This is a genomic window from Paenibacillus thermotolerans (assembly GCF_028745515.1).
Lineage (GTDB): Bacteria > Bacillota > Bacilli > Paenibacillales > YIM-B00363 > Paenibacillus_AE > Paenibacillus_AE thermotolerans.
On sequence record NZ_JAQZSG010000050.1, the window covers coordinates 1 to 15,266 of the forward strand.

A 15,266-nucleotide genomic window follows, 5' to 3' on the forward strand; every position below is an offset into this window, starting at 1 on the left:
CTAATTCGGAGTGTCCACTTTTTAGTCTAACTCAGAATGTCCGTACAAACACGTTTTCTCCTTATTCAATATCAGAGGTAAATGGGTAGCGAAGGGCATTCCTTTATGAATGGAAAACAAGGTTGCAAAACTGTTCTCCTGTATCACATTGTAGGCAGCAGTGATTTCTTTCATCGTAAAATGCTCCGGGATATACATTCGAATCCCCCTATCGTTTTACATACAGAAGATATCCTTACACGGTATGATATAATTCAAACTGACATTATAAAAGGTACAATACTAAGAAAATGCGCATGTCAGAGGGGGGGGGGAGAATAAAGTGATAAACACCATTTTTGCTTTTACGGATCGCTCCCCAAAATACAAACAAATCTACGAGCAATTCAAATTATTGATTGAGCAAGGGGACATAAAGGCGGATGAGCCGTTGCCCTCCATTCGTCATCTTGCGCAATCTCTTCAAGTAAGCCGCAATACAACATTAATGGCTTATGAGCAGCTGGTTGCTGAAGGCTATATTCGCGGGGAAGGACGGAAAGGTTATTTTGCAAATGAAATAGAGCCCCTTATACTTCAAGAGGCTCGCAGTTCATCTAATCACAAGCAAACAGAGCCGGTACCGCCTGTTCGCATTGATTTCCGCGCGGACGTCGTCGATCAATCGCATTTCCCTTTAAAAGCGTGGAGAAGAATCTCGAATAAAGTATTAACGGCAAAGACCAGCTTTCGATACGGGGAGCCTTTCGGCGAATTGTGTCTGCGCGAACAAATCGCGGCATATTTGCTTCAGTCTCGCGGGGTGAGGGCAGATCCGAATGCAATCATTATCGGAAGCGGCACCCAACAAATGCTTGTGTATCTCGGTCTTGTCCTGAAGCATGATTTTTCTGGCATTATCGTGGAGGATCCCGGTTATGACGGCGCTAGGGAAGCTTTTCAAGCAAACGGTTTTTCGCTTGAAACGTTGCCCGTTTATGAGACAGGTGCCGATTTTTCGCACTTGGAACATATGGAATCCCGATTAATTTATGTGGCGCCGTCCCATCACAGCCCATACGGGGTAAGTATGTCCATTCAACAAAGGCATGCACTGATCCATTGGGCAACCAAGATGCAAGGATATATTATCGAAGACGATTATGACAGTGAATTTCGCTATACCCAACAACCGTTTCCCGCTCTCGCTTCCATAGATGCAACGAGAGTTATTTATCTCGGAAATTTCTCAAAGTGCTTTCTCCCTGGAATTCGTTTATGTTACATGGTGCTGCCGCAGCCGCTTATTAACGGTTATAAAAACCAATTTGCCCGTTTCGAGAGCACCACATCGCTGCTGAGCCAATTCGCAATGGCCAAATTCATGGAGGAAGGGGAATGGAATCGCCATATTAAACGCATGCGTCTTGTTTATAAACGAAAAATGCAGCACTTGGTTTTTGAGTTAAGAAATCATTTCAAGCGAAACATATCTATCATCGGCGAGCAGTCCGGTTTGTACTTATTAGTCAAAGTATATCTGGAGCGTTCGGAGGAATGGCTCATCCAACAAGCTTCCATACAAGGGGTTAAAGTTTATCCTACTTCGCTCTTCTTCATTAAGAACAAATCCGATCAACCGATCATTAAACTTGGTTTCAGTAATTTATCATGCGATGAAATCGAGCTTGGCGTGAAGCTCTTAAAGAAGGCATGGTTCGTTGATCGCTCCTAACGGTCAAGGATGCAGCTATTCGGCGTTTTGAATGGAATTTGCAGTTTTAACGGACACTCCTGCAGTTATTTCCTCGAAAATGCAGGAATCGGCGCCAAAAATCGGGGTTTAACGTCTGTGGTGTCCGTTAGCGAAATGACGGCAGGCAAATTGGCGATATAGCGTCTCTGGTGACCGTTATTTTTCTCCCCCAAAAAAAGGGTATCCCTGCTCGAAACTTTACCTATTCAACCTTCACCCTACGGCTCCCTCTTGCCGATTATGAAGCTTCGAACCGTCAAGCCCGTAATAAAGACTGCGAGTCCCGCAATGGCGGCAATCGTGCCCCAGCCGAACCGGCTAACGACCGAATGCGGCGGCTCAAAGCCTTCGCATAATTGCTTCAGATCCCCGCCTGCTTTTTGGATAGCCGCCGTCCGCGTACAATAATTGGTGGCCCACGACTCTCCATCCTTATTTGCGTAGACAAGGTAGCTTTGCCCCGATTCAAAGCTGAACCCGCAGGACTCCTCATATTGGGCCGTCTTCAGCGTAACCTCCGCCTGATCGACACCCTTCCAGGCGCGCTCCACTTCGAACCGCACGGTTACGTCTCCGCTTGAGCCTTCCGCCGGCCGATCGACCCGCACCGCTTTACCCGAAAACACCGCGTCCATAGCAGCAAACTCCTCTTCGACCGTCCTCGGCATCGCACACGAGCAAGCGTAGGCCGGCGGCGCGAAGGAAGCCAGGCCTGCCAAGCCCAAGCTCATACCGCTCACCGCAACGATTACAACCGCAACGAACACGGATATCGCTCTATTTTTCACTGAAAACGCCTCCCTCCTATCCTAAACGAGACGATAGTCAGGACTGTTGCGCATGACCTGAAATATTCTCAACACCTCTTGTCATCGCTTAACTGACCTCAACGCACTTATTTACCTGGTAAATTTAATTCGTTGCTGCGATAACGTACCGAAGCGCACTTGTTCAAGACCCCGGCTACTGATTCCTACCCGTCTCCGACCGAATAAACACCGCCTAATCCGTTATTCACCTGTAACCCGCCACATTTTCACAATATAAGTACCTTCGAATCCGCTAACCGGCACACCGCCGATCCCGCCGATACATCAACTCTAATTTGCATTCGCAGGGCGCCTGCCTAACGAATAGACTGTCATGAATAGGAAACGAGGAGGTTCATCATATGATGCCGCACTACGGCACGCCGCCGCACTACGGCCTTGGGGTGCTTGCATACACCTCGAATCATGGAGGCAATTATGACATTTGGCTGCTCCAGCCGATGAGCGGCTACAGTATTCCGCTGACCCGAGGAATCGGGGAGCCGTTCTCGGTCCCCTATTGGCCGCCGGACAACCGCAGCATCGCTTTCGTCGGAAAAGGAAGCATCGTCTATATTGTCAATCTCGCCAGAGGTACTGTAGCGAGAATCGATCAAATCGAGCCCTACACATTGCTGGATTGGTCGCCCGACAGCAGACGGATCGCCTATGTAAAAAACGGAAGAATCGTTCTCTATGATACGGTTTCGCATACCGCCCGCGCGATCGATCATCCGGGAGCGGCCGACGCCCAGTGGTTTCCCTCCGGCTCAGAGCTTCTATACACCGCGCCGGACACCGCAGGCAACAACCAGCTGTACCGGGTGAATGCGGGCGGCGCAAACCGAAGGCAGCTGACCCGTATGAGCGCAGGCCCGATTCACAATGTCCGCCTGTCTCCGGACGGCCGCTTTGCGCTCTTCACTTCGCCCGGAGCCAGCATATCGATCGTGACGACCGTCGATCTCGCCACCGGGAACAGCTATACGCTGGAAGGCGGAACGCAAGCCAAAAACTACTTTCCCGAATGGTCTCCCGACGGCTCCAGCATCGCCTATAGCGCTACGGAGCTGTCTCCCGAAAACCGATACTACTCCCTGATCCAAACCGACGCCCGCACCGGCGGGAGAGTAGTCACGCAGGCCGTCTCGGATTGCTTCGCAAGCCCGGTAAGCTGGGCCGCGAACGGGAGCGGGCTCGCTTACCTCTCGGGCTGCGGAGCCGAACAACCGGCCAGTCAGCTTTGGTTCGTCGATTTCAGAATGCCGACCCGGCCGGTTAAGCTCGCCGAAGGCGGCAGCATCACCGCGGTCCGGTGGTCTCAAAGCCCGCGGATCATCCAGCCGGCAGCCGACGATCCCATACCGCCCATCCCGCCGGTGGCGCCCGTTCCGCCCGTCGCACCCGTTCCGCCGGTAGTAACCCATTAACGAACAAGCGCCTTACGATGGTTTGAACTGGCCCGCCGCCTGCCGAATTTCGTCCGCAACCCGGTCGAAGCCTTGCTGCACCGCATCGGTCAAAGCGACGATTTCCCGACGGATCCCCGCCATTACATTCGTCTGAGCCTGCAATGCTGCGGTTTGATCTTGCACGGCACCCGTTTGTTCTTGAATGGAGCCGTTCACGCGGGATATTTCATCGGCCACTCCCGTAAGTCCCCAATAAATAAGTCCGACACCCAGTGCAATTACGAGCACGATCGGCCAGCCTCTGGACAATCGGGACCGCTTATGCCTCTCCTTGCGGGTCACATACACGGTCCGAACCGCCGGCTCCAAGCGGCCTTGTTCATCATTCAAGCCGTTCTCGCTCACAATCGGTTTTGTCATCGGTCTTCCTCTCCTTTTGCCCGTGATGGCAGTTGATACTCATAACGTTCGGTCCCCGCGGCGATTTTCGGTCCGTTCGTTCCGACGTTGGGCGCATGCCTCATAATTCCAGCGGGTTATTTAGATACTAACGACTGCAGGCAGCAAACCTCACAAGGTTAAAAAAGGAGGCGAAAACCGCGATGGGCAGAGGAAACAACAGACGTACCGTCGACAACAATGAAACTCAAATGCCGCAGGTGCCGAAAAATATGGTCGGGCGGCACGGCGACGACATCGAGCTCGCGAACGAGCTGGGCGACCGGTACGTGCTGGAGAGGAAGCCGGGCTTTCCGGCTACGGGCGTGAAGCGGAAAGAAGAGCGATAACGGCAAAAAGGCGCATTTCGATTCAGGCCCGCCGCCTGCGAAATTGCGCCTTTTTTCCTGTATATCGGACGAATCCGGTTTTCATATACTGCCCCAAGGGAGAGGATGGATATGAGATACACCGTTCAATATATACCTCTTAACAAGCTGAAGCCCGATTTCACCGGCACCATTACGCGGCCAATCGCCAGGCTTCGCCGCACACTCTGGGATTGTGCGCATCTCATGGCGGTCAAGCGGCGCGGGAAGGACGGGACGTACGTCATCGTGGCCGGAGCGGACCGGTATCATTATTTGCGAAAGCATTCCAGAGTGAAGTCAGCCCCGTGCATCGTAGACGAGAAGAGAAAGCATGACGCGCTGCTGGAGCGATTTCCGTATCTGTCGCCCCGGCGTATGACGCCAGCCTCTTGGTCGATCATTCGCTCATTCTTAAAGAAAGAACCGCGGTTTTACGCTCTTTCTCCTCTGCAGCAGATGAGGTTGCTTTATACGGCCGTCCGATACAAGAAGACCGTCATCAACCGAATGAAAGCCATGATCGACGAAATGAAATGAACGTTTACACTCCCGCCGCCCGCTTCTCTTCCCGCTCCAGCTGTTCCCGGAACGCCTGAGCAGCTGCCTCATCCCAACATAGCGCCGCTTGCATCAGCTTCAGGACGTCGCTCTTCGCACGCCGATAATCCCGGATCCCGAACAGCAGCATGGGGACGCGCCTCAGAAAATAATCGGAGGGCGTCGCCATCATTTCGTGCTCGATGCCGTACAGCGCCGTGATCGCCGTAAACAGCGGAACGCCGAGCTTCTCCGCCTCCCGCTTATACCGAGGAAGCTCGGCTTGAATGACGGCCGCATTGGACCCGTACAGCCGGACGAGCCGTTCCGCCTCCTCCTCGGACAAGCCTTCGGCCTGCAGCAGCGCGCTCTGCTTCCGCACGAACGCCTCGAAGCCGCGCGAGCCGCCGACATCCCCTCCCGATATCGCGACCGTTCTTGTCGCGGAGGGCGGGAACGAACGCCCGGTGCGCTTTCGAAGCAATTCCGCGGCGCGGTCCACGATGTGCTCCGCCATTTTGCGGTAGCCGGTCAGTTTGCCTCCGGCAATCGTCAGCAAGCCTGAGGACGACTGCCATATTTCATCCTTACGCGATACTTGCGACGGGGATTTGCCCTCCTCGTGGATGAGCGGACGCAGCCCGGCCCAGCTGGACTCCACGTCGCTTCGCGTAAGACCGGCCTCCGGAAAGATGAACCGGGCGGCCGCCAACAAGTATTCCAAGTCCTCTTCCTCCATGGAGGGGGTCGCGGTGTCCCCGGAATACACCGTATCCGTCGTTCCGATATAAACTTTGCGGTCGCGAGGCACGACAAACACCATACGCCCGTCGGGCATATCGCAGTATACCGCCTGCCGCAGCGGAAGGCGGCTGCCGTCGATGACGATATGGACGCCTTTGGTCAGCAGGAGCTTTTTGCCGTCAGGCCGCTTCCCTTCCAGCTTCCTCACCCGGTCGCTCCAAGGGCCCGTCGCGTTAATGACGACGTTCCCTCGTATGTGAACTTGTTCCCCCGACAGCTGATCCCGCACGACGACGCCGGATACCGATTCGCCGTCGTAAATAAACTGCTCCGCCTTCGCGTAATTGATCGGCAGCGCTCCGAGCTCGTTCGCTTTCTTGATCACTTCAAGCGTCAGCCGCGCGTCGTCGGTGCGGTATTCGACGTACCGAATTCCACCGAGCAGCCCTTCCCGCTTCAGGAAAGGGACCATCCGGAGCGTCTCCTCCGCCGTGAAAACTTCTTTCCGCTCCTCGCGCTTTACGCCGGCCAGCCGGTCGTAGACCGAAATGGCGAACGACGTAGCCAGCTTCCCGTACCCGACCCCGCGATAAATCGGAAGCAGCATCCGTTCCGGCTTCGTAACGTGCGGGCCGTTCTCGTATACGACCGCACGCTCCCTGCCGACCTCAGCGACCATTTTCACATGAAATTGCTTTAAGTATCTGAGACCGCCGTGAATGAGCTTCGTCGAGCGGCTGGAGGTGCCCGCGGCGAAATCCTGCATTTCCACAAGCGCGACGCTCATTCCCCGCAGCGCCGCATCCATCGCGATGCCCGCCCCGGTAATGCCTCCGCCGATGACGATCACATCCCACTCCTTGCTTGCGGCGGCCTGCAGCCGTTCGCCTCGCGACTTTGCCGACAGCTTCATCCTCGCACTCCTCTCAGCTTCCCTGTATCTATCTATGATTGTATAAATATTAAAATTGCATCGCCGCGTGAACGGCACGCTGCCAGCCGCCGTACAGCTTCTCCCGCTGCTCGGCGCCCATAGCCGACTGATACGAAGCCTCGCCCTTCCATTGGCTCTTGATCTCGTCGGTGCTGCCCCATACGCCTGCCGCCAACCCGGCTAAATAGGCCGCGCCGAGCGCCGTCGTCTCATGCACCGACGGAACATCGATCGTTCTTCCGAGTATATCGCTTTGGAATTGCATCAGGAAGCGGTTTTTCACCGCGCCTCCATCCACTCGCAGAGACGGCACGCTGAGGCCCGTGTCCTTCACCATTACGTCGATGACGTCCTTCGACTGGTAAGCGATCGCCTCCAGCGTGGCGCGCACCAAGTGCTCCTTCGACGAGCCTCTGGTGAGCCCGAATACGGCACCGCGCGTGCGGCTGCTCCAATACGGCGTCCCGAGGCCGACGAAGGCCGGCACGACATACACTCCGCCCGAATCCTCCACGCTCGCGGCGAGCCCCTCCGACTGCGCCGCATGGTCGATGACGCGCAGGCCGTCGCGCAGCCATTGCACCGCAGAGCCGGCGACGAATACGCTGCCTTCCAGCGCGTAAGTCGCCCGCCCTCCGATGCTCCAGGCTACCGTCGTCAGCAGGCCGTGCTCCGAAAACACGGGACGTTCTCCTGTGTTTTTCAGAATAAAGCAGCCGGTCCCGTACGTATTTTTCACCATGCCCTCATCATAGCATGCTTGCCCGAACAGCGCTGCCTGCTGGTCTCCGGCGATGCCTGCGATCGGTACCTGCAGTCCGCAGCACGCGTCCGGCTCGGTATGCCCGTAGATATGCGAAGACGGCAGCACCTCGGGAAGCATCGGTCTCGGCACGCGCAGCATCGACAGCAGCTCGTCGTCCCATTGCAGCGTATTAATATTAAACATGAGGGTGCGCGAGGCGTTGGACGGGTCTGTCGCGTGCACCTTCCCCCCGGTAAGCTTCCACAAGAGCCATGAATCGATCGTGCCGAACAGCAGCTCGCCCGACTCCGCCTTCTCCCTTGCGCCCGGTACGCGATCCAGCACCCATGCGACTTTCGTGCCGGAGAAGTAAGGGTCGATGACAAGGCCTGTTTTTTTCTTAAATAACGGCTCGTGCCCGGACTCCTTCAGTTCGCCGCACAGCTGCTCGGTCTGCCTCGACTGCCAAACCACAGCCCGATGGATCGGCTTTCCGCTGCGGCGGTCCCATACGACCGTCGTCTCCCGTTGATTCGTTATGCCGATCGCGGCAATCCGCTTTCCGATATGTTCATCGCCTGCCAGCAGCTCGCCGATTACGCTTACGGCCGATTCCCAAATCTCCTCCGCGTCCTGCTCCACCCAGCCTTGTTCAGGGTAGTGCTGCGTAATCTCCTTCTGGGCCATACGCACCAACCGGCCGTCGGTATCGAACAATATCGCCCTCGTGCTCGTCGTGCCTTGATCCAATGCCAAAATGTAGCCCGCCATCCGCTCTTCCCCTTTCTCGTCTCCCCACAGCCCATCTATATTTCTTTAATCATAGCCCACCGTGGGAGCGCCGACAATCCGGGATTCCGTTCAAAAACGTTAAGGTTTTGTTAGTTCCTATTTCCTAAAAAAAGGTATACGCCGTTAATCATTGCCTTTATAATGGACTGTAATAATGTTGAAACGGAGGAAATTATCCCATGAAGTGGCTAGTTCTCATCCACGTCCTATCCGCTATTATCGGAGTCGGGCCGACCTTCTTCTCGCATATCCTGCTCCGTGAGAAGCAATCGTTAAGCGAGCTGAAGCATTCCCTGTCATTAATGAAGAAGCTGGAGTTTTTCCCGAAGATCGGCGGCTCGCTTGCCGTATTGACCGGCCTCGCGCTGATTCTTCTGAACAATTACGGCACATTCCTGCAAACCTGGCTGATCGGCTCCCTGATTTTGTACATTTTGATCCAGATCGTGGCCGCAGGCTTACTCCCTCCGCGCGTGAAGAAAATCGCGGCGATCGTTGAGCAGCACGACGGCAGCGCCGAGCTTCAAGACAACGCTGAATTCCGCCGAAACTGGAGCTTTGTCAACCGATGGATGTATGTCGCGACCGGACTCGGAACGATTTTGTTTATTTTTATGATCGTGAAACCGGTTTAGGCACGGACGAAAACAGCCCTCGCGCCTCCATGCAGGAGGTAACGAGGGCTTTCTTTTTGCCGTATCCGAATAGGAATATTTGTCCAATCCGTCGAATTATAATATGTTAAAAATAAGGCCGAGAATCCATTGCAGGAGACGAATATGATCCCATCTATTATTGGAGTATCCACTCTATCTTTTTTATTGGTTGCGCTGCTGTGCCCCGTACTGATCTGGGGATTGCGCACGCTCAAGCTGACCCAGCCGATTCGGGCCGAGCTGCCCGCCTCCCACCAGGCCAAACGCGGCACCCCGCTAATGGCGGGACTTATATTGCTTACCGGAGTATTGATAACTTCTTTCTATCGGCCCGACCCGCTGACCGTTTTCTTAAATCTGACCTTCGTCTTATTCAGTGCGATCGGCTTTCTGGACGACTTTAAGAAAGCGTTCTTCCAAGATCCGTCCGGGGTGTCGGGAAAGACGAAGCTTGTGCTGCAATTTCTCTTTACCGGCATTCTATTGTGGTATCTCATCCAAACGTATTCGTTGGACGGACATATTGCCGTGTTTGGGGATTTCGGGATCGGGCTGCCTATTGCGGTCTATTTTGCCGTGATGATGCTCTTTATCGTCGGTTCGGCCAATGCAATTAACTTTACCGACGGATTGGACGGCCTGCTGATCGTTGTCGCGATTCCGACCTACTTTTTCTTCTTTGCGATATCCGATAAGGCCGGCGTTCAAGCGTTCTCCCTCGTCATGATCGGCTGTTTGCTGGGTTTGTTGTTTTACAACATTTATCCGGCTCGGGCTTTTATGGGGGATACGGGGTCGCTGGCGATCGGCGGGTCTTTAGCTTTTATGGCGGTGATCGAGAAGGTTGAAATTTTGATTCCGATCCTGTTTTCCGTGTATCTGGCAGAGCAGCTGTCGGTTATTTTGCAGGTATGGTACTACAAGCGAACGAAGCTCCGCATATTCCGCATGGCTCCGATTCATTTTCATTTCATCTTGATGTACGGCTGGAGCGAAAACAAGATCGTCATTATTTTCGGCATCGTCTCGTGGCTGTCCGCGCTGATTTGTTGGGTGCTTTGGAGGTTTATGTTGCAAGGTCCGGGCTGAGATATACTCTTTATTTCTATTACAAGAGACGAAACTTTGCGCTTAGCGGAACGAGTTGTCCGCTAATTTGCTGCAAACACGGGAAATCCGTGAATTAGCGGAACGAGATGTCCGCTAATCCGTCGAAAAGTGCGAAAATCGTAAGAAAAAGGCATGCTAGCGGACATCTGTTTCCGTTAAAACGCCGAATTATGTAAACTAGCTCGTTTTAGCGGACATTCAGTTCCGTTAGCAACCGCAGCGGCTGCACCGCAAAAAAAGCGGAGCCGCTAGCTCCGCTTACTGCACGCTACTCCATCGGCTGCCCGTTCAACGTCGGCGGATCCTCCTGCACCATCTCCGGCCCGAAGTCATCGAAGTTGCCGGAAGGGTTGCCGTCTTGAATCCAAGAATCGATCGTCATAAAGTTTTTGTCTCTTCCTTGGTTTGTTAAGTCCGTCGCCCTATACTTCTCCAGATTTTCCTGACTCGTCTGGTCTTCGTTCATCCAGCGTATCCTCCTCTTGAATGCTCCATTTCTTGGCCGCTTCTCAAAGTATGTCCACCTTCCATGCTTGTTAATGCAAAATAATGCGAATACACTCATTACATGGAAATGAACGGAGTGAGGCGGATGCTCGAAGGATGGAAGCGCCGCGCAGCGGTATGGCGAAGGCGGCGCGCTGAGCGAAGGTTTCAGCCGGGTACCGTAATACGCGATCCATACAAAATCGTGCGCATGCTCGGCGAAGGCAGCTTCGGGGTCGCTTACCTCTGCGACAGGACAGACCGGAACGGCTCGCACCAATGTGTGCTGAAGCGGGTTCAGCCGATGCGAAACGGCCGCAAGCGCGCCGAGCGAATTTATCATTTCGAAATCGATATGATATCCCGCTTCGATCACCCTTCGATTCCAAAGCTGTACGAGCATTTCCGCTACGGCGGCCACTATTGCTTCACGATGGAGTACGCCCGAGGCGCCAGCTTGGAAAAGCTGCTCTTCGAAGACGGCACCGTGTTTACCGAGCTTCAGTCGCTGGAGCTGCTGCGAAAGCTGGTCAAAGTCATTCAATACGTCCATTCGAAGCACATCGTCCACCGTGATATCCGCATTGCGAACGTGATGCTGGACGGGGAAACGGTGAAGCTGATCGACTTCGGATTGGCTAGAAGCTTCACGCCGGGCGTACCGTTCGACGCACAGCCGTCCGACCCGGATGATGTTGAGAAGAACGACCCCGAGGAAAAGCGCATCCGCAGACGAATTCATCCGGCAAGCGACTTTTACGGGGCGGGCCACCTGCTGCTATTTTTACTTTACAGCGGCTTCCCGGAGCAGGACCGAGAAATCGCCGAAGAACAAAGCTGGGAGCAAGAGCTTCGCCATCTAAGGCCCCAAACAAAAAGACTGCTCCGCCGAATGCTGCTGGCGGAACAGCCCTACAATAGCGCTCACGAGCTTCTGCAGGAAATTACCGATGCAATTACGGCGTTCCCTGCAGACTAGCTGCTTGAGTAGCTTGAATAACCCTTCTTCTTGTAATACCCGTGGCCGTAGCCGTTATGCTTCGGAGGATAGCCGTGCTTGGGCCTATGATAGCTGTCGCTGCTGTATTTATGGTGGCCGTAATGCCCGTATTTGTTATGATTGCCATGAGAGAGCTTCGAGTGCAGAAGCTTTCTGAGGATATCCTTCAACATCATCCATTCCTCCTTTTTTGCTATTGTTTACGGTAATCGCACGCTGTTCGTTTCGAAATTTTCGGGAGGAAACGGAAGACGGTTTGGCGGCCGCTAACTTCCCGCCCCGCACGAAATCCGCTCGGGGTGCGTATATACGTTCAATGTCCGGCCCCGAATAAAGCCGACCGCCGTAATGCCGAGATCGTGCGCGAGGTCGATGGCGAGAGTCGTCGGGGCCGATTTGGACAATACGATCCCGACGCCGATTTTCGCCGCCTTAAGCAGCACCTCCGACGACAAACGCCCGCTGAAGGTGAGCACTTTGTCATGTATCGGAATCCGGTTCAGCAAACAGTGCCCGAACAGCTTATCGAGCGCGTTGTGCCTCCCGATATCGGTGCGTACCGCAACGACTCCTTCTTTGCCGCACAATGCTGCGTTATGAACCCCCCCTGTCATTCTGAAATCGGATGATTGCTCCATAAGCCGCTCCATGAACGCAAAGCATTGTTCCACTGTAATGACGGATTTGCTGGTCACCGTTTTGGCCGTTCTCATGTCGTTATGAAAATAAAATTGCCTGCTTTTGCCGCAGCATGAGCCTATAAACCGCTTGGAGTAATTCATTACACCGGCGGATTTTTTATTAAGCAGCTCTATATACGCGAACCCGCGCCCCTCGTCGACCCGGATCGATTGAATTTCCCCCGGGCGGCGTATGATGCCCTCCGAGGCCAAAAATCCGATCACAAGCTCCTGCAGCTCGGTCGGAGTGCATACCATTGTCGCAAACTCTTCCCCGTCGACCACGATCGTCAACGGATACTCGACGGCGATCGCATCCGTCTCTTCGAGCAGCGCATTGCCGTCGTACCGGACGATTTTCCGGCTATGTTTCACTTTGTCGGGCGCATTCACGATCAGCTCACATCCATCTCCAGATCTTCAATTCGCTTCTCGACGTACTTCGTATCCTTAAACGCGTGGAACGTTTCCGCCTTCTCCACGATAACGGCCGTGTTATATTCCGGAATGCCGGCATAACGTTCGTAAACGCCCTTTGGGATCAGTACGTTCCCTTCCGGCCAATATACGGACAAATTGCCCCTCCGCGTCTCGGCATATTTCGCCCGTCCGTGGAACGAGCCGTACCGGTTGTATACGACGACCGCCTCTCCGTCGGCAATTCCAAGCTCTTGCGCGTCCTCCCGATGAATCAGCACGTCGTAGCGGTCCGCATTATTGAACGGATCCTTCTCGCTGTAAATCATGGAGTTAAACTGCTTGCCGCGTCGCGTCGTAACGTAGAAGTGCCCTTCCGGCTTGCGAAGCTCCGGCAGCTCCACCGGGATCAGATTGCCCCGGCCGTCCGCCGTCGGGCATTCGCCGTCCTCGCACAGCCACGCTCCGCCCCATTGGAACACGTCTCCCTGGTTTTTCAAATGCTGAATGCCGTCGTAATTCGGATTCGCATGCGCGATTTCCTCGCGGATTTGCTCCGCATTGTCGAAGTGCATCAGGTGTTTGCTTTCCGGCTTGACCCTCGCCGCCAGATCGACATAAATCTCCCACTCGCAGCGCGCCTCCTCGATGCGCGGGCCTTTAATTTCCGGAGAGAAATAAACCATCCGCTCCGTTGACGTCGACGTGCCCCCGCCCGCCTGCTCATACCTCGTCATGGCCGGGAGCACGATGACCTCTTCCGCGGCGTCGGCCAGCGTCGACGTGTTTAGAATGATGTCCTGGTGGACCCGAAGCTCGATGCGCTCCAGGCACTGCTCCATGAATGCGGGGTCCGGCATCGTCTCCAGGAAATTGCCTCCCGAGGTGTACAGCATCCTCAGCCTTCTGCCGTGATCCTTCGGCAGCATCGCGTTCTCCAGCGACACGCCGACGATATCCCCCTGCCACTTCGGAATCGGGAAGCCCCAGAGACGCTCAAGCCGTTCGATCGTCTCCGGCTCGAAATCGCCGCCGGGCAGCGAGAACGGGTCCGCCCCCATCTCGCCCGACCCTTGCACGCCCGAGTGGCCGCGAATCGGCATAACGCCGCAATGCTTCCGTCCGATAAAGCCTCTGAGCATCGCGAGATTCGCCACCTGAGTCACGTTGTCCGTACCGAAGCGGTGCTGCGTCAGCCCCATCGACCAGATGAACACGCCGGTTTTGGATGCGGCAAGCAGCTCGGCAAACTCGCGCATCCGCTCCTTCGTAATGCCGGACGACTTCTCCAGGCGGCTCCACTCCTGCTGCTCCACATGCCGCTTCAGCGCTTCATAGCCGTTCGTATGCCGCTCGACGAACGTACGGTCGATCGCCGAGCCCGGTTTTTCCGCCTCCATATCGAACCAGCACTTCATTACGCCGTTCATAAAGGCGATATCGCCGCCGATATTGACCTGATACACATCGTCCACAAGCTTCGTCCCGAACAAGGCGCTCTCCGGAATCGAAGGAATCCAGTAATTTTCCATAGCGGGCTCCCGGTACGGGTTGATCATGATCACCTTCGTGCCCTTCCGCTTCGCCGCGTAAATATATTTGGTCGACACCGGCTGGTTGTTCGCGGCTACGGAGCCCCAGAACACGAGCACGTCCGAGCCGATCCAATCCGCATAGCTGCAGCTGGACGCCCCGATGCCGAGCGTACGCTTCAAGCCGGTCTTACTCGGCGAATGGCATATTCTCGATGCGTTGTCGATGTTGTTCGTGCCGATAAAGCGCGCCATTTTGCCCGCTGTGTAATAAACCTCATTCGTAATGCCCCGCGCCGTCAGAAAGAAAGCCAGCTGCTTCGGATCGATGCTGCGGATTTTCGCCGCAATCCGATTCAAGGCATCGTCCCACGAAATGCAGGAAAAGCTCCGCTCGCCCCGGCGCCGAATGAGCGGATACGGAATGCGCCCCAGCTTTCTCAGCTCCGTGCTGCACATCTTCCGCAAGCTGTCGATATCGCCGTGAAGAAGCTCGGGCTTGATGGCCGGCATCGTGTTCAAACGCAGCACGTTGAGCCTTGTCGTGCACAAATGCGGGCCGGTCAGCGTCTGGTCGCGCAGTCCGGATACGCCGAGCGCGCACCCGTCGCATACGCCTTGAGTCAAAATTCGCGCCGCATAAGGCAGATTATCCCGGTTTTCCCAGACCGTCTTGATCGTTTCGCGTATATGTTTAGGCTTTACTTTTCCAATACCGAAAGGGACCGGACTCACCCATAGGTTGGCGTCGGGCGCCAAGGGCAGCTTCGTTCGACCTTCGTGCTTCGTCTTTCCCAAACCAGTCACCTCTCCTCGCGCAGTTGTTGTCATACCTCTATGATAGCGCATTCATAGCCGTTCGCGGCAC

At 54.9% G+C, this 15,266-nt stretch carries 15 protein-coding genes and 1 pseudogene; 7 read left to right on the forward strand and 9 right to left on the reverse strand.

The annotated features are described in order from the left end of the window. Nucleotides 1-36: 36 nt before the first annotated feature. Nucleotides 37-198, reverse strand: a pseudogene (locus PT964_RS24290) (FMN-binding negative transcriptional regulator); the annotation flags it as partial. A 124-nt stretch (nucleotides 199-322) separates the two neighbouring features. On the opposite strand from PT964_RS24290, the gene pdxR reads away from it, so the two are divergent. Next, nucleotides 323-1,714: a MocR-like pyridoxine biosynthesis transcription factor PdxR gene (gene pdxR, locus PT964_RS24295; protein WP_274365956.1), complete on the forward strand. Its 1,392-nt coding sequence runs from the start codon at nucleotides 323-325 to the stop codon at nucleotides 1,712-1,714. Nucleotides 1,715-1,953: 239 nt separating this feature from the next. On the opposite strand, the gene PT964_RS24300 is transcribed toward pdxR, so the two are convergent. Further along, a complete protein-coding gene (locus PT964_RS24300; protein WP_274365957.1) occupies nucleotides 1,954-2,523 on the reverse strand; it encodes a hypothetical protein in 570 nt (189 codons plus the stop codon). Between the two features lie 383 nt (nucleotides 2,524-2,906). Between PT964_RS24300 and PT964_RS24305 the strand changes: the two genes are divergently transcribed. Then, entirely contained in the window at nucleotides 2,907-3,974 is a 1,068-nt protein-coding gene (locus PT964_RS24305; protein WP_274365958.1) for a TolB family protein, read from the forward strand. Nucleotides 3,975-3,986: 12 nt separating this feature from the next. Here PT964_RS24305 and PT964_RS24310 read toward each other — a convergent pair whose 3' ends face one another. Then, a complete protein-coding gene (locus PT964_RS24310) occupies nucleotides 3,987-4,376 on the reverse strand; it encodes a hypothetical protein (protein ID WP_274365959.1) in 390 nt (129 codons plus the stop codon). Nucleotides 4,377-4,558: 182 nt separating this feature from the next. On the opposite strand from PT964_RS24310, the gene PT964_RS24315 reads away from it, so the two are divergent. Next, entirely contained in the window at nucleotides 4,559-4,744 is a 186-nt protein-coding gene (locus PT964_RS24315) for a YfhD family protein (protein ID WP_274365960.1), read from the forward strand. A 111-nt stretch (nucleotides 4,745-4,855) separates the two neighbouring features. Next, nucleotides 4,856-5,302: a hypothetical protein gene (locus PT964_RS24320; protein ID WP_274365961.1), complete on the forward strand. Its 447-nt coding sequence runs from the start codon at nucleotides 4,856-4,858 to the stop codon at nucleotides 5,300-5,302. A gap of 4 nt (nucleotides 5,303-5,306) precedes the next feature. Here the strand turns inward: PT964_RS24320 and PT964_RS24325 are convergent, their stop codons facing one another. Both PT964_RS24325 and glpK read right to left on the reverse strand, forming a co-directional pair. Continuing rightward, nucleotides 5,307-6,959 (reverse strand): glycerol-3-phosphate dehydrogenase/oxidase, encoded by a 1,653-nt coding sequence (locus PT964_RS24325; protein WP_274365962.1) that lies wholly within the window; start codon nucleotides 6,957-6,959, stop codon nucleotides 5,307-5,309. A gap of 49 nt (nucleotides 6,960-7,008) precedes the next feature. Beyond that, nucleotides 7,009-8,496: a glycerol kinase GlpK gene (glpK, locus tag PT964_RS24330; RefSeq protein ID WP_274365963.1), complete on the reverse strand. Its 1,488-nt coding sequence runs from the start codon at nucleotides 8,494-8,496 to the stop codon at nucleotides 7,009-7,011. Between the two features lie 200 nt (nucleotides 8,497-8,696). Between glpK and PT964_RS24335 the strand changes: the two genes are divergently transcribed. Both PT964_RS24335 and mraY read left to right on the forward strand, forming a co-directional pair. Further along, on the forward strand, nucleotides 8,697-9,152 hold the full coding sequence (locus tag PT964_RS24335; RefSeq protein WP_274365964.1) for a DUF2269 family protein: 456 nt from the start codon (nucleotides 8,697-8,699) through the stop codon (nucleotides 9,150-9,152). A gap of 144 nt (nucleotides 9,153-9,296) precedes the next feature. After that, nucleotides 9,297-10,262 carry a phospho-N-acetylmuramoyl-pentapeptide-transferase gene (mraY, locus tag PT964_RS24340; RefSeq protein ID WP_274365965.1) on the forward strand — a complete coding sequence of 322 codons (966 nt, stop codon included), beginning with the start codon at nucleotides 9,297-9,299 and terminating at the stop codon, nucleotides 10,260-10,262. Nucleotides 10,263-10,551: 289 nt separating this feature from the next. Here mraY and PT964_RS24345 read toward each other — a convergent pair whose 3' ends face one another. Next, the gene (locus PT964_RS24345) at nucleotides 10,552-10,749 is read right to left on the reverse strand and encodes a hypothetical protein (protein ID WP_274365966.1); all 198 of its coding nucleotides are present in this window, start codon (nucleotides 10,747-10,749) and stop codon (nucleotides 10,552-10,554) included. 126 nt (nucleotides 10,750-10,875) lie between these two features. Here PT964_RS24345 and PT964_RS24350 point away from each other — a divergent pair, with 126 nt between their 5' ends. Beyond that, nucleotides 10,876-11,748, forward strand: a complete 873-nt coding sequence (locus PT964_RS24350; protein ID WP_274365967.1) for a serine/threonine protein kinase — start codon at nucleotides 10,876-10,878, stop codon at nucleotides 11,746-11,748. Here PT964_RS24350 and PT964_RS24355 read toward each other — a convergent pair. The 3 genes from PT964_RS24355 to PT964_RS24365 all read right to left on the reverse strand — a co-directional run bounded on the left by PT964_RS24355 (nucleotide 11,745) and on the right by PT964_RS24365 (nucleotide 15,196). Beyond that, complete coding sequence (locus PT964_RS24355; RefSeq protein WP_274365968.1) at nucleotides 11,745-11,942, reverse strand: hypothetical protein; 198 nt, start codon at nucleotides 11,940-11,942, stop codon at nucleotides 11,745-11,747. The two genes, PT964_RS24350 and PT964_RS24355, sit on opposite strands and share 4 nt — an antisense overlap. A 93-nt stretch (nucleotides 11,943-12,035) precedes the next feature. Further along, nucleotides 12,036-12,842, reverse strand: a complete 807-nt coding sequence (fdhD, locus tag PT964_RS24360; RefSeq protein WP_274365969.1) for a formate dehydrogenase accessory sulfurtransferase FdhD — start codon at nucleotides 12,840-12,842, stop codon at nucleotides 12,036-12,038. A 2-nt stretch (nucleotides 12,843-12,844) separates the two neighbouring features. Further along, on the reverse strand, nucleotides 12,845-15,196 hold the full coding sequence (locus tag PT964_RS24365) for an FdhF/YdeP family oxidoreductase (RefSeq protein ID WP_274365970.1): 2,352 nt from the start codon (nucleotides 15,194-15,196) through the stop codon (nucleotides 12,845-12,847). Between the last annotated feature and the right edge of the window lie 70 nt (nucleotides 15,197-15,266).